23 protein-coding genes and 1 other RNA gene are annotated in these 23,081 nt (G+C 39.7%); 19 read left to right on the forward strand and 5 right to left on the reverse strand.

What is annotated here, in order from left to right:
• Window positions 1–57 precede the first annotated feature (57 nt).
• The 5 genes from BAU15_RS00185 (at window position 58) to BAU15_RS00205 (ending at window position 4,762) form a co-directional block, all read left to right on the forward strand.
• A complete protein-coding gene (locus BAU15_RS00185) occupies window positions 58–684 on the forward strand; it encodes a DUF624 domain-containing protein (RefSeq protein WP_161840732.1) in 627 nt (208 codons plus the stop codon).
• A gap of 4 nt (window positions 685–688) precedes the next feature.
• Window positions 689–1,621 (forward strand): ROK family protein, encoded by a 933-nt coding sequence (locus tag BAU15_RS00190; RefSeq protein ID WP_161840733.1) that lies wholly within the window; start codon window positions 689–691, stop codon window positions 1,619–1,621.
• Between the two features lie 274 nt (window positions 1,622–1,895).
• Entirely contained in the window at window positions 1,896–2,903 is a 1,008-nt protein-coding gene (locus BAU15_RS00195; protein ID WP_161840734.1) for a class I SAM-dependent methyltransferase, read from the forward strand.
• A 21-nt stretch (window positions 2,904–2,924) separates the two neighbouring features.
• The gene (locus BAU15_RS00200) at window positions 2,925–4,112 is read left to right on the forward strand and encodes an acetate/propionate family kinase (RefSeq protein WP_161840735.1); all 1,188 of its coding nucleotides are present in this window, start codon (window positions 2,925–2,927) and stop codon (window positions 4,110–4,112) included.
• 182 nt (window positions 4,113–4,294) lie between these two features.
• Window positions 4,295–4,762: an NUDIX hydrolase gene (locus tag BAU15_RS00205; RefSeq protein ID WP_161840736.1), complete on the forward strand. Its 468-nt coding sequence runs from the start codon at window positions 4,295–4,297 to the stop codon at window positions 4,760–4,762.
• 97 nt (window positions 4,763–4,859) lie between these two features.
• Here BAU15_RS00205 and BAU15_RS00210 read toward each other — a convergent pair whose 3' ends face one another.
• Window positions 4,860–5,588: a GntR family transcriptional regulator gene (locus tag BAU15_RS00210; RefSeq protein WP_161840737.1), complete on the reverse strand. Its 729-nt coding sequence runs from the start codon at window positions 5,586–5,588 to the stop codon at window positions 4,860–4,862.
• 255 nt (window positions 5,589–5,843) lie between these two features.
• On the opposite strand from BAU15_RS00210, the gene BAU15_RS00215 reads away from it, so the two are divergent.
• Window positions 5,844–7,154: a PTS sugar transporter subunit IIC gene (locus BAU15_RS00215; RefSeq protein ID WP_161840738.1), complete on the forward strand. Its 1,311-nt coding sequence runs from the start codon at window positions 5,844–5,846 to the stop codon at window positions 7,152–7,154.
• Between the two features lie 15 nt (window positions 7,155–7,169).
• Window positions 7,170–8,594, forward strand: a complete 1,425-nt coding sequence (locus tag BAU15_RS00220) for a glycoside hydrolase family 1 protein (protein ID WP_161840739.1) — start codon at window positions 7,170–7,172, stop codon at window positions 8,592–8,594.
• A 127-nt stretch (window positions 8,595–8,721) separates the two neighbouring features.
• Here the strand turns inward: BAU15_RS00220 and BAU15_RS00225 are convergent, their stop codons facing one another.
• From BAU15_RS00225 to BAU15_RS00240, 4 genes are all read right to left on the reverse strand, one after another.
• Window positions 8,722–9,195: a universal stress protein gene (locus BAU15_RS00225; RefSeq protein ID WP_161840740.1), complete on the reverse strand. Its 474-nt coding sequence runs from the start codon at window positions 9,193–9,195 to the stop codon at window positions 8,722–8,724.
• An 84-nt stretch (window positions 9,196–9,279) separates the two neighbouring features.
• Window positions 9,280–9,561, reverse strand: coding sequence for a hypothetical protein (locus BAU15_RS00230; RefSeq protein ID WP_161840741.1), 282 nt, complete (start codon window positions 9,559–9,561; stop codon window positions 9,280–9,282).
• Window positions 9,562–9,635: 74 nt separating this feature from the next.
• Window positions 9,636–9,830, reverse strand: a non-coding RNA gene (gene ssrS / locus BAU15_RS00235) — 6S RNA.
• Between the two features lie 122 nt (window positions 9,831–9,952).
• Entirely contained in the window at window positions 9,953–11,263 is a 1,311-nt protein-coding gene (locus tag BAU15_RS00240; protein WP_161840742.1) for a replication-associated recombination protein A, read from the reverse strand.
• A gap of 271 nt (window positions 11,264–11,534) precedes the next feature.
• Between BAU15_RS00240 and BAU15_RS00245 the strand changes: the two genes are divergently transcribed.
• From BAU15_RS00245 to BAU15_RS00300, 12 genes are all read left to right on the forward strand, one after another.
• Window positions 11,535–12,251: a glucosamine-6-phosphate deaminase gene (locus tag BAU15_RS00245; protein WP_161840743.1), complete on the forward strand. Its 717-nt coding sequence runs from the start codon at window positions 11,535–11,537 to the stop codon at window positions 12,249–12,251.
• Between the two features lie 163 nt (window positions 12,252–12,414).
• On the forward strand, window positions 12,415–13,050 hold the full coding sequence (locus tag BAU15_RS00250) for a DNA-3-methyladenine glycosylase (protein WP_202622681.1): 636 nt from the start codon (window positions 12,415–12,417) through the stop codon (window positions 13,048–13,050).
• Window positions 13,047–13,535: a DUF3013 family protein gene (locus tag BAU15_RS00255; RefSeq protein ID WP_161840745.1), complete on the forward strand. Its 489-nt coding sequence runs from the start codon at window positions 13,047–13,049 to the stop codon at window positions 13,533–13,535. The genes BAU15_RS00250 and BAU15_RS00255 overlap by 4 nt, the downstream gene beginning before the upstream one ends.
• Before the next feature lie 15 nt (window positions 13,536–13,550).
• Entirely contained in the window at window positions 13,551–14,498 is a 948-nt protein-coding gene (gene prmA / locus BAU15_RS00260; protein ID WP_161840746.1) for a 50S ribosomal protein L11 methyltransferase, read from the forward strand.
• Between the two features lies 1 nt (window position 14,499).
• The gene (locus tag BAU15_RS00265; protein WP_161840747.1) at window positions 14,500–15,249 is read left to right on the forward strand and encodes a 16S rRNA (uracil(1498)-N(3))-methyltransferase; all 750 of its coding nucleotides are present in this window, start codon (window positions 14,500–14,502) and stop codon (window positions 15,247–15,249) included.
• 437 nt (window positions 15,250–15,686) lie between these two features.
• Entirely contained in the window at window positions 15,687–17,900 is a 2,214-nt protein-coding gene (locus tag BAU15_RS00270) for a RelA/SpoT family protein (protein WP_161840748.1), read from the forward strand.
• 12 nt (window positions 17,901–17,912) lie between these two features.
• Complete coding sequence (dtd, locus tag BAU15_RS00275; RefSeq protein WP_161840749.1) at window positions 17,913–18,356, forward strand: D-aminoacyl-tRNA deacylase; 444 nt, start codon at window positions 17,913–17,915, stop codon at window positions 18,354–18,356.
• A 133-nt stretch (window positions 18,357–18,489) separates the two neighbouring features.
• Entirely contained in the window at window positions 18,490–19,302 is an 813-nt protein-coding gene (locus BAU15_RS00280) for an AAA family ATPase (RefSeq protein ID WP_161840750.1), read from the forward strand.
• A gap of 619 nt (window positions 19,303–19,921) precedes the next feature.
• Window positions 19,922–21,010, forward strand: a complete 1,089-nt coding sequence (locus BAU15_RS00285) for an ABC transporter permease (protein WP_161840751.1) — start codon at window positions 19,922–19,924, stop codon at window positions 21,008–21,010.
• 6 nt (window positions 21,011–21,016) lie between these two features.
• Window positions 21,017–21,691: an ABC transporter ATP-binding protein gene (locus tag BAU15_RS00290; RefSeq protein WP_161840752.1), complete on the forward strand. Its 675-nt coding sequence runs from the start codon at window positions 21,017–21,019 to the stop codon at window positions 21,689–21,691.
• A gap of 86 nt (window positions 21,692–21,777) precedes the next feature.
• Entirely contained in the window at window positions 21,778–22,416 is a 639-nt protein-coding gene (locus tag BAU15_RS00295) for a TetR/AcrR family transcriptional regulator (protein WP_237580097.1), read from the forward strand.
• 90 nt (window positions 22,417–22,506) lie between these two features.
• Window positions 22,507–23,079, forward strand: coding sequence for a TetR/AcrR family transcriptional regulator (locus tag BAU15_RS00300; protein WP_161841268.1), 573 nt, complete (start codon window positions 22,507–22,509; stop codon window positions 23,077–23,079).
• The last annotated feature ends 2 nt before the right edge of the window (window positions 23,080–23,081 follow it).

Raw genomic sequence — 23,081 nt, forward strand, 5'->3', positions numbered from 1 at the left:
TGAGAGTAATCGATTTTAGAAGGAAGTATCTGATTGAGAGAAGACGGAGGTAGGAGTATGTCAAAATTATTTAGTACAGAAGGGAAAATTTATAGTGGAATGGAACGGATTTACCAAATTTTACTTTTGAATATTATTTTTGTCATCTCTTGCCTACCACTGATTACGATTGGAGCGGCATTAGCAAGTGCTTATGGGACAGCCTATAAGATGACAACACATAGTGAAGGCGTGTTATATAAGGAATATCTACACCAATTTAAAATGAATGTTGTGCCAGCGACCAAAGCTTGGCTAGGTATCGTAGCATTGATTGCGGCAGGTTTTTGGCTATTTCCTTATTTGCAAGGATACATGGTGGGAAATAAAATTGCTTATTATGTAGTGATGGTATTGGTGACACTTGTCGTGCTGATGAGTCTGTACGTCTTTCCTTTAATTGCTCGATTCCAAAATACCTTATCGGGCACGGTGGTCAATGCAATGATTCTGTCATTGAAGCATCTCCCGTTGAGTATTATTATCTTTTTTATTACAATCATTGGAACAATTATCGTGCCCCTCTATTTACCTAAATTATTATTTGTTTGGTTATTTATGGGTGTTGGCACAGTTATCTATAGCAATTCGACTATTTTTATGAAAATATTCAATCGTTATGAAATAGTTGAGGAAGGGATTTGAAGGTATGTACGTTGGATTTGATATTGGTGGAACAAGTGTGAAGTATGGCGTGTTGGATGAAAATGGCGTGGTGTTAGAGAAAGCGGCGATTCCGACAAATTATGATTTGTCCGAGTTTATCAACGAGTTATGTGAAATAATCGAAAAAGCTGAAGCCTCATATTCGGAGATTAAAGGCATTGGGATTAGCGCGCCTGGGATTATTCAAAAAGATGGCTTTATGCTGACAGCTGGGGCAATTAAACCTTTTTATGGCGCGAATATCAAGCGTGAATTAGAGGAGCGGACTGGGTTAGCGGTGAGTATCGAGAATGATGCGAATGCGGCGGCTATTGCTGAACGTTGGATTGGCAATGCTCAAGGTCTGGATAATTATTTGTGTATCGTGCTTGGTACGGGTATCGGTGGCGGAATTATTATTAATGGCCAAGTGTTTCGAGGAAGTCATGGGATGGCTGGCGAATTTGGCTGGAGTATGATTGATTCAATTCCGACTACTGGTGATATCGAAGAGGTTTCGTTGAATAGACGGGCAGCGACGGTTAGTGGTCTATGCTATCAATACAATCTAGCGCAGAAAAGAAAGAATCCTGAGGCTGAAGAGATTTTTGATGCCAAAGAAATCCTGTGCAGAGAGGCGGCTGGCGAAGTTCTGGCGACAGAGATATTGGCACGTTACTTCACGGACTTATCTGTAGGTTTGTTAAATTTGATTAGTTGCTTTGATCCAGAAGTTATTTTAATCGGTGGCGGTATTAGTTCAAATGAACAATTCAATGAACGATTGCAACAGCGGTTGTCAGAGCTGATTGAGAGACATGAATCGATTAATTATCTGAAAGAAAAAACGATTGCTCCTGTCAAACCTGCGAAATTACAAAATGATGCGGGAATGATTGGTGCCGTGTATCAAATTCATCAACAGCTTACACAATAGGAGAAGCAGTTTGTGCGGCGAGAAGCAAGTTGCAAGAAGAGTTATTTCTTGTGTTATGTAACAGAGTGATAAATAAATGATACAGCATCCAAAAAAATCCATGTAAATGGATTTTTTTGTTTTTCATGAAGAAGTAGCATTTTAATATTTGTTCTTTTATTCACAAAGAAAAAACACTGAAAATAGCGAAATGGATTGAAATTTTTAAGAATATTGGGTAGAATTAAACAGGTATAAAAATTGTTATATTTTTGCTTTGGAATGAGGGTGAAGAGTGTTGCCTGAAAAAATTGAACAAGTCTTTACTTTGAATGTGGAAGCTATCCAATTGCTTCAAAATGCGCTGGATACTTCTTTTTTGGATGCGTATATTGAAAACGCTGAGAATTTGATTGATAATTATCAAGTGCGTGTGATTGATGGGCACCCAGATGCCAAGACAGCACAACGATTGACAGAGATTTATCAACAAATGAAAGAAAACCAATTGGCACCTGAAGAATGGCGTAAGCTTAGCCAACTTTTGTTGTTAAAGGGGAGCAAAGAAGAACATTTGCAACCTAATCATCAACTAACACCAGATACGATTGGCTACCTGTTTGTTTATTTGATTGAACAATTATTTCCAAATAAAAAACAGCCACTGACAATACTGGATGTTGCTTCTGGTATGGGGAATTTGCTTTTGACGAGTCTTTTGAATCTGCAAATTGCTACGTATCAAGCGGCCGGAATTGGCGTTGATATTGATGATACACTGTTGTCGATTGCAGCTTCAACTAGTGAACTGACTGAAGCAGATGTCCAATTTTTCCATCAAGATGGTTTACAAGATCTATTGATTGAACCGGTGGATGTCGCAATGAGTGATTTACCGATTGGGTATTATCCAAATAATCAAAAAGCAGCTGATTTTCTGACAAAAGCAGAAGAAGGCCATAGTTATGCACATCATCTTTTGATGGAGCAAGCGATGAAGTATGTCAAAGAAGCTGGCTTTGGGCTCTTTTTAGTCCCAAGCAATTTTTTGGAAACCGATCAAAGTGACTATCTTAAAAAATGGCTCGTTAGTGAAGTCTATCTTCAAGGAGCTGTTCAACTACCAGATGAGCTATTTAAAACGAAAGAGTCAAGTAAAAGTATTTTGATCCTTCAGAAGAAGGGACACACGGCGAAACAAGTCGATGAAGTGTTAGTAGCAAAGATTGCTTCTATTAAAAATACGGATACGATTATGGAATTCTTTAAGCAATTTGAAAACTGGAAAAACAAAAATTTCTAATTATAAAAAAGGGAGAGTATTATGTCTAAAACAATCGCAATCAATGCAGGAAGCTCAAGTTTAAAATGGCAATTATATCAAATGCCAGCGGAAGAAGTTATCGCTAAAGGAATCGTTGAACGAATTGGCTTAAATGATTCTATTTTTACAATTAAATATGGAGATGATCAAAAATTCGAACAAATTATTGACATCAACGACCATGAAGTAGCTGTAAAAATGTTATTAGACCAATTAATCGACTTAAAAATTCTAGCATCTTACGATGAAATCACTGGTGTTGGCCATCGTGTGGTTGCTGGGGGCGAATACTTCAAAGATTCAACAGTTATTGAAGGCGATGTCTTAGAAAAAATTGAAGAGTTAGCTGATTTAGCACCATTACACAATCCAGCGAATGCAATGGGAATCAGAGCATTTAAGAAAATTTTACCTGACATCATCAGCGTAGCAGTCTTTGATACAGCTTTCCATACAACAATGCCAAAACATAATTTCTTATATAGCATCCCAACTGAATATTATGAAAAATTCTCAGCACGTAAATACGGCGCGCATGGTACGAGCCATCAATACGTTTCACAACGTGCAGCTGAATTATTGGGTCGTCCAATCGAAGAATTGAAAATCATTACTTGTCATTTAGGAAATGGCGCGTCAATCACAGCAGTTGATGGCGGTAAATCAGTTGATACATCAATGGGCTTCACACCTTTAGCAGGTGTAACGATGGGCACACGTTCTGGTGATATCGATCCATCATTATTGCCTTACCTAATGAACAAACTTGGTTTAACTGATGTTCAAGAAATGATCAATATTTTAAATAAACAATCTGGGTTACTAGGATTGACTGGCCTATCAAGTGATATGCGTGATCTTGAAGCAAACTTAGATAAACCTGAAGTTCAAACAGCGTATGATGTCTTTACTGACCGTATCCGTAAATATATCGGTAGCTATGTGACTGTTATGAACGGTGTTGATGCAATCGTCTTTACAGCTGGTATCGGTGAAAATGATGCACACGTACGTAGCGAAGTTATCAACAATATGTCTTGGTTCGGTTGTGAAATCGATCCTGAGAAAAATAACCAACGTGGTCAAGAAGTTGAAATTTCAACTGATGACTCAAAAGTAAAAGTATTATTAATTCCAACAGATGAAGAATTAGTCATTGCTCGTGACGTAGAACGTTTACGTAAATAAGCAAATAATAAGTAATTGTAAAAAGATGGTTCTCTTAGGAGCCATCTTTTTTCCTACATAATCTGGAAAAATCTGAGCGATAAATGGGAAATAGTGAGAATTATTGTCATAATTTTTCGGGTAAATTAATTACAACCAATCTGTGTCAATAAACAAGATAAAGAAGTAAGAAGGAGGCCACTATGCAAGATTTGACGATCCAGTTGGACCAAGGAATGCTGAATATCCGGGCCTGTGCCATAATAAAATGCCAGGATAGTTATTTATTTCATCGAGGGGCAAAGGATAATTATTGGACGTTTGTTGGTGGACGAGTCCAATTTGGCGAAGATAGCTGGAGTGCGTTGAAAAGGGAATTACAAGAAGAATTGACTTATCAGGTGACAGGCTCAGAATCACTGGCTTTTATAGTGGAACAGTTTTTTAGCTACAAAAAACAGCTTTGTCATGAGTTTAATTATGGCTACTTCATCGAAGTGCCTACAGAGGAAATACTTCAGCCAATCCGACAGGCGGATGGAGAAATACTGGTTTTCGAATGGAAGACAGCCGAAGAGATTCAGGGAGTAACGGTGTACCCCGAGGTGGCAAAGGAAATGATTCAAAGGCAAGACTTTCAGTTCCAACATGTGATTCATAAACGAGTCTGAAAAGCAGAAAATAAAATAATCAATCCGCAATTAACCTATCTTCCACGATTGGCTAGTTGTGGATTGATTTTTATTTTTATCCGAATGCACAAAGTTGTTAAAGATAATGTTTACTACTGGTGACTGACGTGGCAAGAACCGTGATGTCACCGCGGTCGTAGCGATGTCTGGTTTGTGAATATTCAAAGGGTGTTCCGTTATCGAGATAGACGGTTTGCTCGACTTCCAGAATGGGATCGTCTGGCTGACAGTCTAAGTATTTGATATCGTATTTATCAGGTTTATCGGCTTTGATTCTGCGCGGTGAGGGGCCGAAGTGTAATTTTAATTCTTCATGAATATATTGATAAATGGAGCCATGGAGAATTTCTTCAGTGATACCGGGAATCACGAGAACAGGCATGATGGTATATTCAAGCATCAATGGCACGTCGTCGAGCGTACGCAGACGGATAATATCATAAATCGGATCGTTCTTATTTATTTTGAGTTTTTCTTGTTCTTTTTCATTTGGAAAACTCACGCTGAACGAGACAATCGTACTGGTTAATTTTCCCAAATGACCCAATCGTTTGGTCATGCCACCGTAAATGCTCGTATCAAAATCGTAGACAGATTCAGGTCCTTTAACAAAAGAACCAGAGCCTTGCTTTCCTTCAATCAAGCCTTCGAGGTAGAGTAAATTTAAGGCCTTTTGGACCGTTACACGACTGGTGGAAAATTGGCGCGCTAGCTCGGCTTGATTCGGTAAACGGCTACCTTTCGCATAGATACCATCAAAAATCTTTTTCCGGATGTCTTGTGCAATGAATTGATATAGAACCATTAGATGCCACTCCTTTTACTATTTTCTGCTTATTAAGCCAGTTGATAACTTGAGAGTTTACAACTTTTGCGAGATATGTTCGCTTTGGTTTACAAATCATCGAAGCTATATTAAATTGAAGTTGTAATCGATTACAGAGGGTTTAAGTGTCGAATAAAAGCATTAAATAGGAATCACTTTTACTCAAAGTTGTAAGCTAATTATAACATAGTTGATAAGTTGCGAGGGCTTGTTTTTTCAAGGAGGAAGAGTAGAATGCAAACAGGATTTATGGGTAAATTAGCAGATGTTTTAGGTAGATTTGCTACAAAGGTCAACTCTCTACGTTATATTATGGTCATCAAAAATGCGTTTGCGGCATTGATTCCAGTTATTATTACGGGGGCCTTTGGGACGCTATTTTCAGCGATGGTTTTCGATAACGAGAATGGCCTTGCACAAATTAATGGCTTGGGTTTTCTAGTTGATTTAAAGCCGATTTCTTCAGCCATTAGTTATGTCACGTTGAGTTTTCTAACGATTTATGCCGTCTTTCTGATCGGGATTGAGTTGGCGAAGCTGAACAAAGTTTCCGGAGTTTTTCCGGGAGTAGTTGCCGTTATGAGTTATCTTTCTGTGAACCCTACTGTGTATGAATTTACCAATGCGGATAATCTTAAAGTAGTGGCAGAAAATGTTTTGGCGAAACAATATACGGATACAAAAGGCTTGTTCTTAGGGATGTTCGTGGCGATTGCATCGATTGAATTGTATTGTTGGTTAGGTCGTCAGGATAAATTACAAATTAAAATGCCTGATACTGTACCGACGAATGTTTCAACAAGTTTTTCCGCTTTGTTTCCGACAATTTTGACAGTAGCGATTATTGCGACAGTTGGTTTTATCATCAAAGCGGCTACTGGGATGTATGCTTATGATATTATTTATAACGTTGTTCAAAAACCGCTTGAAGGAATTGTGCAAGGATTACCGGGGATTTTATTACTTATGTTCATTGCCCAAGTTTTCTGGGTGATTGGGATTCACGGGAATCAAATGGTCAAACCTGTTCGCGAACCGTTATTATTAGCGGCCATTGCTGTGAATACGGAAGCCTTTGAAGCGGGTAAAGAGATTCCTAATATTATTACGATGCCATTCTGGGATATGTATATGAGTATGGGTGGTTCTGGAGTGACGATTGGCTTGCTGGTTGCGATTTTACTGGTTAGTAAACGTGATGATATGCGTCAAATTACGAAACTATCGCTAGCTCCTGGGATTTTTAATATTAATGAACCAGTGATTTTCGGGATGCCAATTATGCTTAACCCAATTTTGGCAATTCCATTTATTGTTACCCCGTTAGTAACTGGAACGATTGGTTATGTAGCAACCTCTCTAGGATTTGCTGCCAAAGCAGTTGTAATGGTTCCTTGGCCAATGCCACCGATTGTGAATGCTTATTTGGCAACAGCGGGTGATATTGGTGCGGTAATTACGCAAATTATCTGTATTATCGTTTCTATACTAATTTATTTACCATTTGTAAAAGTATCAAATAAAGTGACGACTGAGGTTGCTTGATAGGAGGATTTATCGATGAATATTACTATTCCTGAAAAATTTGTACTAGGGGCAGCGTCGTCTGCTTGGCAAACGGAAGGCTGGCAAGGGAAAAAAGAAGGACAGGATTCATTTATTGATAGTTGGTATAAAAATGAAAAATTCGTTTGGCATCAGGGTTATGGTCCAGCGGTGGCGACGAATTTCATGGAAAATTATCAAGAAGACATAGACCAGATGAAAGAGATTCATCTGACTCATTACCGGACATCAATTAATTGGTCGCGTTTTTTCACTGATTATGAACAATTAACGGTGGACGAGGAGTATGCGCAGCACATCGACCAGGTGATTGATCAGTTGATTGCGGCGGGTGTTGAGCCGATGATTTGTTTGGAGCATTATGAGGTGCCTAGTTTCCTAATGGATAAATATGATGGCTGGTCTTCAAAAGAAGTCGTTGAATTGTATGCAGGCTACGCCAAGATTGCTTTTGAACGCTACGGCGATCGAGTGAAGCACTGGTTTACCTTCAATGAACCGATTGTGGTTCAAACACGTTGCTATTTGGATGCGATTCGTTGGCCACATGAGCAGAATACGAAAAAATGGATGCTGTGGAATTATCATAAAGTCTTAGCAACCGCCCGGGCAGTCGAATTGTATCATGCGGTAAATTACGATGGGCGAATTGGCTGTATCTTGAATCCTGAGATGGTCTATCCTCGTTCATCTTCTAAAGAAGATCAAAAGGCCGCAGAGATGTATGATCTATTTTTTAATAGAGTCTATTTTGACCCGATGATTACAGGCGTTTATCCGAAAGAATTGATCACTTTGTGTCAGCAGCATGATATTTACTTTGATCCAACGGAAGAAGAGTTGCAAACAATCAAAGAAAATACGGTTGATTTTCTAGGGATTAATCAATATTATCCTAAACGTGTGCGGGCCCCTCGTTATGCTTGGAACGACCAGACACCATTTCATCCGGAAATGTATTATGAAACATTTGATTTGCCAGGTAAGCAAATGAATAATTCTCGTGGCTGGGAAATTTATCCGGAAATCATGTACGATATGTCGATGTATCTCAAAAAAAATTATCCACCAATTCCTTGGTTGATTACTGAAAATGGCATGGGCCGTGAGAATGAAGAAACGTATATGGATTCTCAAGGTGTGGTACAAGATGATTATCGGATTGCCTTTATTTCGAAGCATTTATACCAACTGATTCGTGGCGTGAAGGATGGTTCGACCTGTGAAGGGTATATGCTCTGGGCTTTTACTGATTGTGTGTCACCAATGAATGCCTTTAAAAATCGCTATGGATTAGTTCGAATTGAGTTAGATGAAGCGAGAACGCGGAGTCTTAAGAAATCAGGGCAGTGGTATCGCTCAATTATTGATACACGGTTAATGGAGTTAGAAGATCCCGCGCATCAAATAGAAAAATAAGCATTGTGAATCGTGAAAGATAAAATAATAGGTCCGTCGAGAAATTTCTCGACGGACCTATTAATATAAACACCTAAAGTTTCGTTTTTCTCAGTCAACCTGACTAGCTTAAACAAAAACTTATGAATTACTCTTCTTCTTCTTTAGGCATGTTGTTTTCTAAATCTGTCCGCACGACTAAGACGTCGCAGCTGGCATTTCTAATGACATATTCAGAAACAGACCCGATAAATAAACGTTCTACGGCGTTAAGACCCGTTGCTCCTAACATGATTAAGTCTACATCATGGTCTCCAGGGATTTCTTTTGCGATGATTGGTTTTGGTGAACCGTATTCAATGACTTGGGTAATTTTTTTGCACCCTTGGTCTTTAGCATAAGTTTCATAATCGGTTAGGGTTTGTTTAGCCATCTCAGTTGCTTGTTCAGCTAACATGCCGTCAAAAGATGAGACGGTTTGGAAAGCTCGTGTATCAATGACATGTGCTAGTACTAATTCTGCATCATTTCTTTTTGCGACGTTGACAGCTTTTTTAAAGGCTAATTCGGCTTCGCTTGAACCATCGACGGCCACCATGATTTTCGTATATTGTTGTAACATCCTATACACACTCCTCTCGAATAATTGCTCTATTTGTTGACACTTTAATTGTAAATCAAAAAAGCCAAAAAGAAAATTAATTCGCTAGTTGGGTTTTGACATTTTCTGCGAAAATAAGATGCCAAAGACTGCTGCGATGCACAGTAGAGCGATTAAAAAAATAATTGCATAAAATTTATCATTGGCAATTGCTACGATAATTCCTAATACGGCAAAAAATAAATAGATAGAGCCGAATTGCGATAAAAAGGCCTTATTTTCTTCATCATTAGAGATGAGTGACAGAAAAACGGCTTGTTTTCTTAGTAAATAGTAACCAACTACCAATAATAGCAGTGAGACAAGGCCTATTAAAAATTGAATCATGAAAAAATTTCCTCCATTTTTTATAGAAAAAAAGCAACTTGCCCAAAAGCAAATTGCTTCATTCAAAAGAATGGGTAAGATCCGTTAATGCCGTTACTCGTCCTGTAGTATTGATCCCGCAAATTCTAGCAGGTGGGTTCCACGGTCTAAGTATTGAACTACCAAATGATAAGGCATGTTACCAACTTTGACACAAGACAGATCCCAATATATCAATAAAAATGTTCGGTCAACACACAAAGAGGACAACTCGCACATCACAGATTTCCCACCCTTATAGTAGCATATGAAAATCAAAAGAGCAACGAGATACCCTTGAAAAAAGAAAGCGTAATCAGTTTTTTTATAGAATGACTGCTTCCATAATGTTCATGTGCTATAGAAAAATGTGCTAGTTTTCGGTTTCAGGAAGGGGCTTAGTTTGGCGATTTTTTTTCTTCCATTCTTGGATGCGGTAATATTGTTGCCCCAAGGCTTGCTCATATTTTCCGGTTGATTTTGGCTGGTAATAATGCGCATTTTTGATTTTGTTAGGGAGATATTGTTGATTGACCCACGCATCTTCGTAACCATGGGGATATTTATAGTCCACGCCGCGGTTCAATTCTTTGGCCCCTTTATAATGACTGTCTCTCAAATGGTCAGGGACATCGCCGGCTTTTCCTGCTCGAATATCTGAGATGGCGGCGTCTAATGCAACATAGGCAGCATTAGATTTCGGAGACAGGCAGAGATCAACGACGGTATCGGCCAATGGAATACGCGCTTCTGGTAAGCCTAAACGTTCGGCTGCTAATACGGCGTTGACTGTTCTGGCAGCGGCTGCTGGATTGGCTAAACCAATGTCTTCGTAGCCAATCACCATTAATCGTCGACAAATAATTGCTAAGTCACCTGCTTCGACCAAACGCCCTAAGTAATGGAGCGCCGCATCAACATCACTGCCACGAATTGATTTTTGAAAGGCCGAAATCACATCGTAATGGGCGTCGCCATCTTTGTCATGCGTTAAGGCTTTTCTCTGCACACATTCTTCAATGACGGATAGGCTCAATATAATTTTTCCATCTTCATTTGGTGGGGTCGATTTTACAGCGAGTTCCAAACCATTTAAGGCACTGCGCAAATCCCCATTGGTTGCTCTAGATAGATGAAGTAGGGCATTTTCCTCTAGTTCGACGGGATATTCGCCTAAGCCTCTTTCTGAATCGTGGAGGGCAGAGTCAATCGCTGTTCGAATATCTTCTTGAGTTAAAGGCTTAACTTCAAATATCTGTGTCCGACTGCGGATGGCGGGATTGATGGTAATATAAGGATTTTCGGTGGTTGCGCCGATTAAGATAATCCGACCACTTTCTAAATGAGGTAATAGAAAATCCTGTTTTGTTTTATCTAAACGATGGACTTCATCCAATAATAGGATAACCGTGCCACTCATTTTTGCTTCTTCAGCGACAATTTGTAAATCTTTTTTTGTATCTGTCGCGGCATTGAGCATCCGAAAGGCATATTGCGTTGAACCAGCAATTGCGCTGGCAATACTGGTTTTTCCTGTTCCTGGTGGGCCGTATAATATCATTGAGGAGAGCATAGAGGCTTCAACCATTCGGCGAATAATCTTGCCTTCACCAACAAGATGTTGTTGACCGACAACTTCCTCTAAATTTCTTGGACGCATTCGATAAGCTAAGGGTTGATGCATGAAATCCCTCCTTTTTAAAATAAGAATCATTCCCTTTAGTATAGCATGTTTTGACTGGAAAAGAGGAGGATTTGATTGTGTATAAGGAAAACAAAATCACGCATTCATCTGTCGTTTTCGTGCTTGTTTAATGGGGAGATTAAACAATAGAGTACAATGCGAAGTCTAAAAATTATCTGACGAAAAAATTTTCTGATTTACAAAGTATGAATAAATAACATATACTATAAATGGATAAGAAATCGCTTACTTTAAAATTGGAGGAACGTACATGAAATTAATTATTGTCAAAGATTACGAAGAAATGAGCCAAGTTGGGGCGGAAATCCTACTGGGAGAGATGCACGGACAGCATCGTAAAAATATCTCAATTACTGCGGGAGCTTCACCTCAGGGGATTTATGAACGGATGATTCCTCGTGTGAAGGACAAACCGTATTTTGAGCATGTCCATTATTATAATTTTGATGAGATTGATTTTAAAGGGGAAGACCGCGTGGGTGTGACGATGGGCAACCTGAAGAAGATGTACTTCGATCCTGCGAATATTAAGGAAGAAAATATTCACGCCTTGGATTCAGACAATTATCAAACGCAAGATGAACGTATCAAAGCGGATGGCGGATTAGATTTCATTTTACTAGGTGTGGGTGCAGATGGCCATTTCTGTGGCAATTTACCTGGAACAACAAAATTTGGTGATTTGACTAGTCGTGTGAATGAGGATGCGACGCCAACTATGAAAGAAGTATTATTGAATGAAGTTGGTGGGGTTGAAGCTTTACGCCCAGAATTTTACGTGACAATGGGACCAAAAAGTATTATGCAAGTGAAGAAATTATTGATGGTTGCTAGTGGAGAAAAGAAAGCAGCAATCGTCAAAGCTTTGGTAGACGGGGTTGTAACAGAAGATTTACCGTCAACTTTATTAACGACTCATCCGGACTTCACCTTGGTCGTAGATGAGGCAGCAGCTTCTTTACTGTAAGAAAGTTTCAGTCATAGGTCATTCGATAACTAAAATAAGATATACAACAATCAGGCTGGGTAATGTGCTCAGTCTGTTCTTTTTTTGCTAAAATTCTATTATGAATGGTCAGTTTTCATAGCGTCACATCTGATAATTGTGTATGATAGGAGAGGTGAAGAAGATGAAAGAATTAATGACTTTTTTTGAAACGAAAACAACTGAAGAGATTGCTGAATATTTGCTAGGGATGTACTTAGAACATGAGACGCCGGCTGGCAAATTAGCAGGTTATATTGTTGATGCCGAGGCTTATTTGGGTCCAGATGATCAAGCAGCGCATAGTTTTGGTATGCGAAAAACACCGCGATTAACTGCGATGTATCAAAAGCCGGGGACGATTTATTTGTATACGATGCATACTCATTTGTTATTGAATATTGTCACGCAACCCGAAGGTCATCCACAAGGGGTGATGATTCGTGGACTACAGCCGGTGGTTGGACTTGAACAAATGCAAGCCAATCGTGGTGGAAAAACCACTGCTGATATCAGTAATGGTCCAGGAAAATTAGTTGCGGCTCTGGGAATTACTAAGGAGTATTATGGACAGTCAATCTTTACGAGTGATTTACATCTGGTACCTGAGAAGAGAAAGTTTCCGAAAGAAATTGAAAAACTACCGCGCATCGGGATTCCCAATAAAGGGATTTGGACAGACCTACCCCTGCGTTATGTAGTGAAAGGAAATCCCTATATTTCCCAGCAAAAGAAAAATAGGATTGATGAAAAAAATTTTGGTTGGAGGACAGATAAATGAAAAAGCAAAGCATGTTGACTTATTTAGATGAGCGAATTAACAAAGTAATTACCGAATATGATGTGGCGATTGATTGGGATAAAGGCAATCACACGATTGAAGTAGTGGTCCGTTTATTTGGTGAAAATAAGAGCCAAGCAGCGATTGATGATGTGCAGGGTGTTGCATCGGAAGAGGAAATTATCGAGTTTGAGGATGGCGTTTTATTCTATAATCCAGAGAAGTCGAAAGTTTCAGCGGATGATTTCTTAGCAATTGTGCCATTTGAAGGTAAAAAAGGTTGCTCGAAAGCAACGATTAATGGCGTAGTTGATTATCTGAATGAAGTCTTGGATCAAGGCCAGAGTGACTTATTAGACTTTCTAGCAGATGACAGTGAGGACGCGGTATTTGAATTAGTATGGGCTGAAGACAAATTAGCTGCTCATATTGCTCAGTATGAAGGAAAAGACGGCGCAGAGTATCTAGCATACCCGAGCTATTAAAAAGGAGAATAATCGATGAAGTGGAATGAAGTAAAAGTGGAAACAGCCAGTGAGGCGGTTGAAGCTGTATCGAATATTATGATGGAAGCTGGCGCGAGTGGCGTGGCAATTGAAGACGCGCTAGATGTCGAAAATTTCAAAAGTGATGCGTATGGCGAGTTGTTGGATAAAGAAAATTTTGTTTATATTGAAGAAGGCGCGATTGTTGCGGCCTATTTCCCTGAAACGACGTTCTTACCGGAAATCTTACCGTTTATAAAAGATAGCATTACTGGCTTGCCAGAGTTTGGCTTGGAAATCGGCAAAAATGAAGTAACTGTCAGCGAAGTGGTGGAAAGTGATTGGGCGACGGCGTGGAAGAAATATTACCATCCAGTCAGAATTACTCGGTTCTTAACGATTGTCCCTAGCTGGGAAGCGTATGAACAAAGAGATTCGCTCGAAAAAATTATCACGCTAGATCCTGGAATGGCCTTTGGAACAGGAACGCATCCAACGACACGTTTAACGCTGCAAGCTTTAGAAACAGTCTTGCGCGGTGGCGAAACGGTTGTCGATGTGGGCACAGGCTCGGGCGTGTTGAGTATTGCTAGTAAACATTTTGGCGCAAAAGACGTTTACGCTTATGATTTAGATGAAGTAGCGGTCCGCGCAGCGAAAGAAAATATGGATATGAATCCGATCGCGGCAGATGTTCACGTTTCAGCGAATGATTTACTGACAGGCGTTGAACTATCCGCGGATGTGATTGTTGCGAACATTTTAGCAGATATCATTCTATTGATGATTCCTGATGCGTGGCGTGTGCTGAAAGATGATGGCACGTTGATTGTTTCGGGCATTATTGAAGAGAAAAAAGGCTTAGTGATTGAGGCGATGGAGCAACAAGGATTTGTGGTGGATCAAATTTTCCAACAAAAAGACTGGTATGCAATTGTCTTGAAAAAGTCTGAGGAAGTCTAAAATGCAACGATATTTTGTGGAAGAAAATTATACTGGAACCCCGACATTTGAAATTCAAGGGGAGAATTACCATCACATCGTTCGGGTGATGCGGATGAAGCCTGAGGATCAAGTATATTTGGTTTTTGAAAACCAAGTATCAGTGATTGCCGAGATTAGCGAGATTACTGAAGAATCAGTTTTCTTGACTGAGCTTGAAAAAGAGCTAGGTGAAAAAGAATTGCCGTCGCAACTGACGATTGCTAGTGGCTATCCGAAAGGTGACAAACTGGAATGGATTGTCCAAAAAGGCACGGAACTGGGCGCGCATGCATTTGTCGGCTTTCCTGCAGATGCCTCAGTGGTGAAGTGGGATGGCAAGAAGCTAGCTAAAAAGCAACAACGCTTAGAAAAAATTGCTAAAGAAGCAGCCGAACAATCTCATCGACAATATGCGCCAAAGCTGCAGTTATTTGAGCATAAAAATGAATTTTACAATTACTTAAAAGAATTCGATGCAGTGATTGTTGCCTATGAAGAATCAGCCAAACAAGGAGAACAAGCCAAGCTGGCTCAAGTGCTTCAAAGTGTAGCTAAAGGCAGCCGTGTGTTAGCTATTTTTGGACCAGAAGGTGGCTTATCTCCAAAAGAAATTGAGATTTTTGAAGAAGCAAATGCGGTGATCTGTGGCTTAGGTCCAAGAATTTTACGTACAGAAACAGCGCCACTTTACCTGCTCAGTGCAGCTAGCTATCAGTGGGAATTGCTGTAGAAAAAGGTTGTGCTAGATGAAGCTACTTCTAGCACACCGTTTATTTGTTAAGAGGGAGATGGCAATTTTTGTCGCCTCTCTTTTTTTTTAATCAAATCTGTTGTCCAACTTGATTTATGTACTAAATTAATTGAATGAAAATCAAATTATCCGAACAATTGCTGTAGCAGGTCACAAGAATCGTGAAACTTCGATAGAATTAGGTTTGATAGAATTGAAAAATGCTAGGATTCTTTGTATAATGAGAACAATCATCATTTAAAACAGGTAAAAAGGGTGTGCCAGAAATTATTTTTGGAGCACCATTAAAATACCGTTTATTCGGAAAAAAAGAGGAAGACAAAAATTTTGTCAGAGCCTCGAGTGGATATAGACTGGGACATGCGATTCGTTCAATGATGTCTCAGCTTATTTCATTTACAGGGAGGGTTGTTCAGATGCCGAAGGAAAAATTAGTAACAGGACCTGGAGTCATTAATCTTGTTTCTCAATATATGGGACCTAAACATGTGGCTTTTGTTCAAAAAGCGTGTGATTACGCAACACAAGCACATGAGGGACAAGTCCGTAAATCAGGGGAGCCGTACATTATTCATCCAATTCAAGTCGCGGGGATTTTAGCGGAGTTGCGAATGGATCCGCACACGGTGGCGACAGGTTTTTTACATGATGTCGTTGAAGATACGGATGTGACACTAGAAGATTTAGCAGAGGCGTTTGGTAAAGACGTTGCGATGCTAGTAGATGGCGTAACAAAACTGGGGAAAATTAAATATAAATCACATGAAGAACAGCTGGCGGAAAATCATCGTAAAATGCTGTTAGCAATGGCACAGGATCTACGAGTAATTATGGTTAAATTAGCTGACCGTTTGCATAATATGCGCACACTTAAACATTTGCGTGAGGATAAACAGCGGCGTATCGCCCAAGAAACGATGGAAATCTATGCTCCATTAGCACATCGTTTGGGGATTAGCCGGATCAAATGGGAATTGGAAGATACCGCGTTACGTTACTTGAATCCAAAACAATATTATCGGATTGTCCATTTGATGCAATCAAAACGTGAAGAGCGTGAAGCGTATGTCACAGAGACTGTGGAAGATATTCGTGTGGCTACAGAAGAGCTAGAGATTTATGCGGAAATCTATGGTCGACCAAAACACATTTATTCGATTTATCGGAAAATGAAGGATCAAAAGAAACAGTTTGATGAAATTTATGATCTGTTGGCGATTCGGGTAATTGTGGATTCGATTAAGGATTGTTATGCGGTCCTGGGCGCGATTCATACGAAATGGAAGCCAATGCCAGGGCGTTTCAAGGATTATATTGCGATGCCAAAAGCGAATATGTATCAGTCGTTGCATACGACTGTGATTGGGCCAAAAGGTAATCCAGTTGAAATTCAGATTCGAACACATGAGATGCACGAGATTGCCGAATTTGGGGTAGCGGCTCACTGGGCCTACAAAGAAGGCAAGACTGAAAAGACTGAGCCAGATGGCATGACGAAGCAGCTCAGCTGGTTCCATGAAATTATCGAGCTGCAGGATGAAAGTTATGATGCGTCCGAGTTTATGGAAGGCGTAAAAGGTGATATCTTTAGTGATAAGGTCTATGTATTTACGCCGAAGGGTGATGTAACTGAACTGCCGAAGGGCTCTGGCCCACTGGACTTTGCCTATAGTATTCATACCGATGTCGGTAATAAAACGACGGGTGCTAAGGTGAATGGCAAAATGGTTCAACTGGATTATAAGCTGAAGAATGGCGATATTATCGAAATTCTCACTTCGCCGAATTCATTTGGACCGAGTCGTGACTGGCTTAAAATGGTAGCGACTAGCAAGGCAAAAAATAAGATTAAGCGTTTCTTTAAAGTGCAGGATCGTGAGGAAAATATTATTCGTGGGCATGAAATGGTAACGAAATGTCTGAATGATTTAGGCTTTGCACCGAAAGAATTTTTGACGAAAGCTAAGATGAGCGAGGCGTTGGACCGTTTTAATTTCCAAGCGGAAGATGATATGTATGCAGCGGTCGGTTATGGCGAATTGAGTGCCTTGACGTTGACCAATCGTCTGACAGAAAAAGAGCGTCGTGAGCGAGAAAAAGAGAAGCAAAAACAAGAAGCGGAAGATATTCTTAATCAAACAGTCAAAAAAGAGCCAGAAAAAATGAAAGTCCGCCATGAAGGGGGCATTGTCATTCAAGGGGTCGAAAATCTGTTGATTCGCATTAGTCGTTGCTGTAATCCGGTACCGGGCGATGAGATTGTCGGCTACATCACGAAGGGTCGCGGAATTTCAATTCATCGTGCGGATTGTGCCAATGTGCAAAGTAAGGATGAATTGCCAGAGCGCTTGATTGAAGTGGAATGGGAAGATTCTGGCAATACGAAGAAGGAATACGATGCGGACCTAGAAATTTACGGCTACAATCGTTCGGGCCTATTAAATGATGTGCTCCAAACGATTAATTCCATGACCAAAAACTTGGTGAGTGTGGAAGCCAAAACAACGAAGGATAAAATGGCTACGATTCACGTGACATTAGGGATTCAAAACTTGTCTCATTTGAAGACAATTGTCGATAAAATTAAAATGGTGCCTGATGTCCATGGGGTTCGTAGAACTAACGGATAGGAGAGGAATAAAATGCGCGCAGTGATTCAACGAGTAAGTCAAGCTGAGGTTCAAGTCAACGGACATGCGGTAGGGAAAATTGGTCGAGGATTTATGATTTTGTTAGGGATTCATGAGACGGATACGCCCGAGGATGTTGAGTATCTTGTGCGCAAAATTTCTCTATTACGGGTCTTTGAGGATAAAGAGGGCAAGATGAATTTGAGTATTTCTGATATTGGCGGTAGTATTTTGAGCGTCTCGCAATTTACTTTATTTGCCGATACGAAGAAAGGCAATCGCCCAAGTTTTATTCAAGCGGCGCGTCCTGAACAGGCGATTCCCTTATATAGTGCGTTTAATGATGGCTTAAAACGCAAAGGAATTCCTGTATCAACGGGTGAATTTGGCGCTGATATGGATGTCGTCTTAACCAACGATGGCCCAGTCACAATCATTATTGACTCAAAAGAATAAAAAAAAGCTGAGGATTCGTTTGTAGTAGCCTCAAAAAGTGCGAAGAAATTGCGCATTTTTTGAGGCACTATGGGCATCTGCTCGGCTTTATTTTTTGGGCTTCAAAAAAATCTAGTAAAGGCGGGAGAAACTCATGAAATATATTCGATCAATTCAGCTTTCTTCAGAAACGGTTAAAAATCCCAATCTCTATCCTTATAACAATTTAAAAGGTAAGACAGGGGCTCATTTTTCATTAGATACGATTACGATGTTTTATGGGAGTAATGGCTCTGGGAAATCGACGTTACTGAATTTGATTGCTTCAAAATTGAAAATCAAAGGCGCGGAAGAACCCATGTACTACGGTCCGGCAGCGATTGATTATGTGGGGAAGTATGTTGAAGAATTACAGATTTTTTTTGAAGAAACAGAGGATGGTAAACGTCTAAGAAGGATTTCGCCAGATTCTTACTACATAAAAAGTGAAGATATTTTGTATGAGATTAAGAAGATTCAGCAGGCAGCGATTCTCGAAGAGGGCTACATTTATAAAAGAAAGCAGTTGGGCATGACCCAAGAGCAAGCGGTCCGGCATAAGGATTCTTATCAGATGCAAGAGCAGATAGAACGATTATTGTTCGCGCAGGAAAAATACTCGAATGGCGAGACGGCGATGCATATTTATGAGGATTATCTGGTGCCGGGAGGCGTGTATTTATTAGATGAACCGGAGGCCTCTCTTTCGGCGAAGAAGCAGCTGGAGCTGGTAGAAATTATTACGAAAGCGGCGCGTTTTTTTGATTGCCAATTCTTAATTGCGACACATTCCCCTTTATTATTAGGTAGCTTAGAAGGGATTATTTATGATATGGATCAAGATCATATGCTACCGACTCAGTGGACACAGCTAGAGAATGTCCGTATCATGGCGGAGTTCTTTCAGAAGTATCGAGATAAATTTTAGCTAAGTGGGTTTGGAGATGATCACTTAGCTAAAATCTTAGCAAATGTACGATTCGATGTACTGTGATAAATAACACATCTGAAGTTAGGTTTGAATTCAAAAATTTTGATTATCTACTGAAAAAAGAGGAAAAATATCGTCTTCAAAATTTTCTTGTGTTTTTTTATAAAAAAGTAGCTTTTGTGATTTTTTGAAGAAAAATAAATTGAACACCCAAAATTAGAACCGAAAATATTAAGTATACCAAATTTCTTGAATAGCCCTGCTATTTAGCGTCAAAATTCTTCAAAAGCTAAATAGTCAAAACATTAAGTATACCAAATTTTCCCCCTTTTTTTCGATTTAAGAGAGAGTTAACGCTTGAGTTTAGAAATGCTTGGCAAAGTAAGAGTATCGAAAGAAAAAATAACGATGACTGAAAATAATTCAACAGATAAATAATGGAAGAAATAGGTGAATTCTGCGGGTTCAAAAAGGCATCAATAATTTCTCAGAAGCGATTTTCAAATAGTAAAAGTTGGAAAATGCAAAAATAGTGACAAACTGTCACTGGTAGTTTATACTGGGCAAACGGTGACAGTTTGTCACTTTTAGAAAATGATTATTGGAGGATGACAGAATGTTTTTAGCGATAAAAGAAATGCGGTACGCGAAGCTGCGTTATGGCTTAATTATAGGCATTATGTTTTTGATTGCGTATGTGGTATTCATGTTATCTGGTTTAGCGACGGGCTTGTCTTGGCAGTTTAAACAAGCAATTGTCGATTGGCAGGCGGAGACGATTGTTTTATCTGAAGATGCCAATCAAGCATTTGCGGCTTCTCAATTAACCCGGCAGGATTTGACGGGTGTCAAAGGAGCGGATAAAGGGGCAGATAAAGCGCCGATTGGTTTATATAGCGCTGGTATCAAAGGGGATGGCGAGCAAGTCAACGTCTCAGTCTTTGGCACGGACACAGATGCGTTTATCTTACCAAAGGTGACGGAAGGTCAGATGTTTAAAGAGAATGGTGAAGTCATTATCTCACAGAATTTAGCTGACAAAGGCTACGAGATTGGTGATTTGGTAAAAATTGGGAAATCCGATGAGAAAGTCAAAATTGTTGGTATTTTTCCGGAAACTTTTTATTCAGTGACGCCGGTAATCTATACGTCGCTTGATAGTTTGACGGCTTTAAAATACCCTGGTCAAGTGTTTGCTTCAGAAGAGGAGCAACCGTTAAATATTGTTGCTGTGAAAGAGTCTCAGGTTGAATTAACTAATGACGCCACGACAAAATTAGAGCAGATGAAAGTAGCCGATTTTATTGAAAAATTACCGGGCTATTCGGCGCAAAATCTAACGCTAAATGCGATGATCTATTTCTTATTTGTCATCGTGGCGGCGATTGTCGGGATCTTTATGTATGTCATGACTTTGCAGAAAACAGCGATTTTTGGCGTGATGAAAGCGCAAGGAATCAGTAATCGTTTTATCGCCAGCTCGATCGTCGGGCAAGCTTTTATTGTTGGCTTGGTGGGTGTGATTATTGCGGTTGCGGCAGCGTATGGCACGAGTTTTATCCTGCCTGAAGTGATGCCGTTTTCAATAGACTGGCAACTGTGGAGTATTTATAGCGGCATTTTATTGGTTGTCGCAATTATTGGCGGACTCTTTTCGATTCGCACGGTAGCAAAAGTAAATCCGATTTCGGCCATAGGAGGTTAGTCAAAAATGAATGATATTTTAGTGATGAATCAGATTGAGAAAAAGTTTGGTAAAGGACACACTGAAGTAACGGCGCTAAAAGGCATTGATTTTACGGTCAAGGCTGGCGAATTTATTAGTATTATTGGGCCTTCTGGTTCGGGAAAAAGTACCTTTTTGACGATTGCCGGTGGCTTGCAAAATCCAACATCTGGTGAAATTTTGATTAATCAGACGAATTTTACGCGACTTTCCGAGAAGCAACGCTCGAAATTGCGTTTTAAAGAGATTGGTTTTATTTTACAAAGTGCCAATCTGATTCCTTTTTTAAAAGTTAAGGAACAATTTTATTTAGTCGATAAAGTAACCGGTCGTAAGAAAGAGGAAGCCTACATGGAAGAGCTGTTGGAGTCCTTGGATATTCTTAAATTGAAGGACAAATACCCTAGAGATTTGTCTGGTGGCGAAAGACAGCGAGTAGCGATTGGCCGAGCTTTATTTAATCAGCCGAGCTTAATTTTGGCAGATGAACCGACAGCCAGCTTAGATACGGATCATGCTTATGAAGTGGTCAAACTATTGGTCAAAGAAGCGCATGAAAAGCAAAAAGCGACCGTCATGGTGACGCATGATTCGCGAATGGTGCAATGGAGTGACCGCATCTATCGGATGGAAGACGGCCGGTTACTAGAAGAGAAGTAAGTGGCCTTTGAAATGAGCAGGCGGAAGCCTAGTCTGCTTATTTATCAAAGAAAACGGTGGAAATAATAAACGACATCGTTATAATAATGGATAGAATGGTTTTGTCGATTGGAGGATTGAGCATGCCGAGCCAAACATTTTTACAGCTTAAATCACCGAAAAAAGAAAAGATTGAAAAAATTCTCTTGGATGTTTTTTGTAAGCAACCGGTCAGCTTAGTCAAGGTTTCGGAAATTGTCGAGGCGATGGCTATGTCACGTGGCGCTTTTTATAAATATTTTACAGATTTAGAGGATGCCTATCATTATATTGTAAAAAAATATTCTGGCGTAGTTCATGGCGATATCCTACAAGCGATTAGTCAAAATGAACATGATTTTTTCCAAGGCATTAAACACTATCTTGCTTGGTGTGGTCAATTGGATCAGACTAGTGAAGAATGGAAAATATTAAAATTATTGACCCAAAGTAATGAGTTGTCAGGGGGCAAACGAGTTAAGCTTTCGGCGGACTCACCGATGTTGACACAATGGACGACATTACTTAAGAACAATCAATTTCAGATGAGTACCACTGAAGAAGCCCTTAGCTTTTTATATTTTGTGATGGCTTTAGTGATGGATTCAATCAAAGATTTGATTGTCAATGACTGGTCGGCTGACGAACTGGTACAGGATTTTCATTATAAAGCCAGCTGGTTATCAAACGGTTTGCATACGAAATAATAATCAGTTGTATGGTACGTATTTGAAAAAATTTTAAAGATAATTCCGCTATTTTTTGTTATGATAAATAGACAAGAGTGGGGGGATATGATGAGCGAGTCGAAGCAGACAAAAAAAGTTATTGGTGAGGCGCTAGTTGCGTTTTGTGAAGAGAAAAGCTTTAAAAAAATTAGTGTGCAAGACCTGACGAAAAAGGTCGGGCTGAATCGTCAGACGTTCTATTATCACTTTTCAGATAAGTATGATTTATTACGTTGGGTCTATCTAGAGGATTCCTTGTGTTATCTGAAGTCTGAAAGTTTGTCTTTGGAGAATTGGGAAGAACAAGCCTTAAAGATGCTCAAAGCGATGAAAGAAAAAGGTCCTTTTTATCATAATACGGTGCGAGAAGATCCAGAAATTCTGGTCAATGAGTTTTCTGAGATTACACAAAAATTATTTATTTCTTTGTTCAATCAGATGGATGAAGAAAAGCAGTTGTCAGAAAAAGATAAATATTTCTATGCACGGTTCTTTTCGTATGGCTGTAGTGGCGTCCTGATTAACTGGATTTTAGAAAGCTATGAAGAAAGTCCTTTGGAGATTGCGACACAACTATTTCGTTTGGCGCAAGATGTGGAGTTCTTTTCTTATCAATTATATTCAAAAAATGAAGTCGAATAGGC

The organism is Candidatus Enterococcus huntleyi, from assembly GCF_009933175.1.
GTDB lineage: Bacteria > Bacillota > Bacilli > Lactobacillales > Enterococcaceae > Enterococcus_K > Enterococcus_K huntleyi.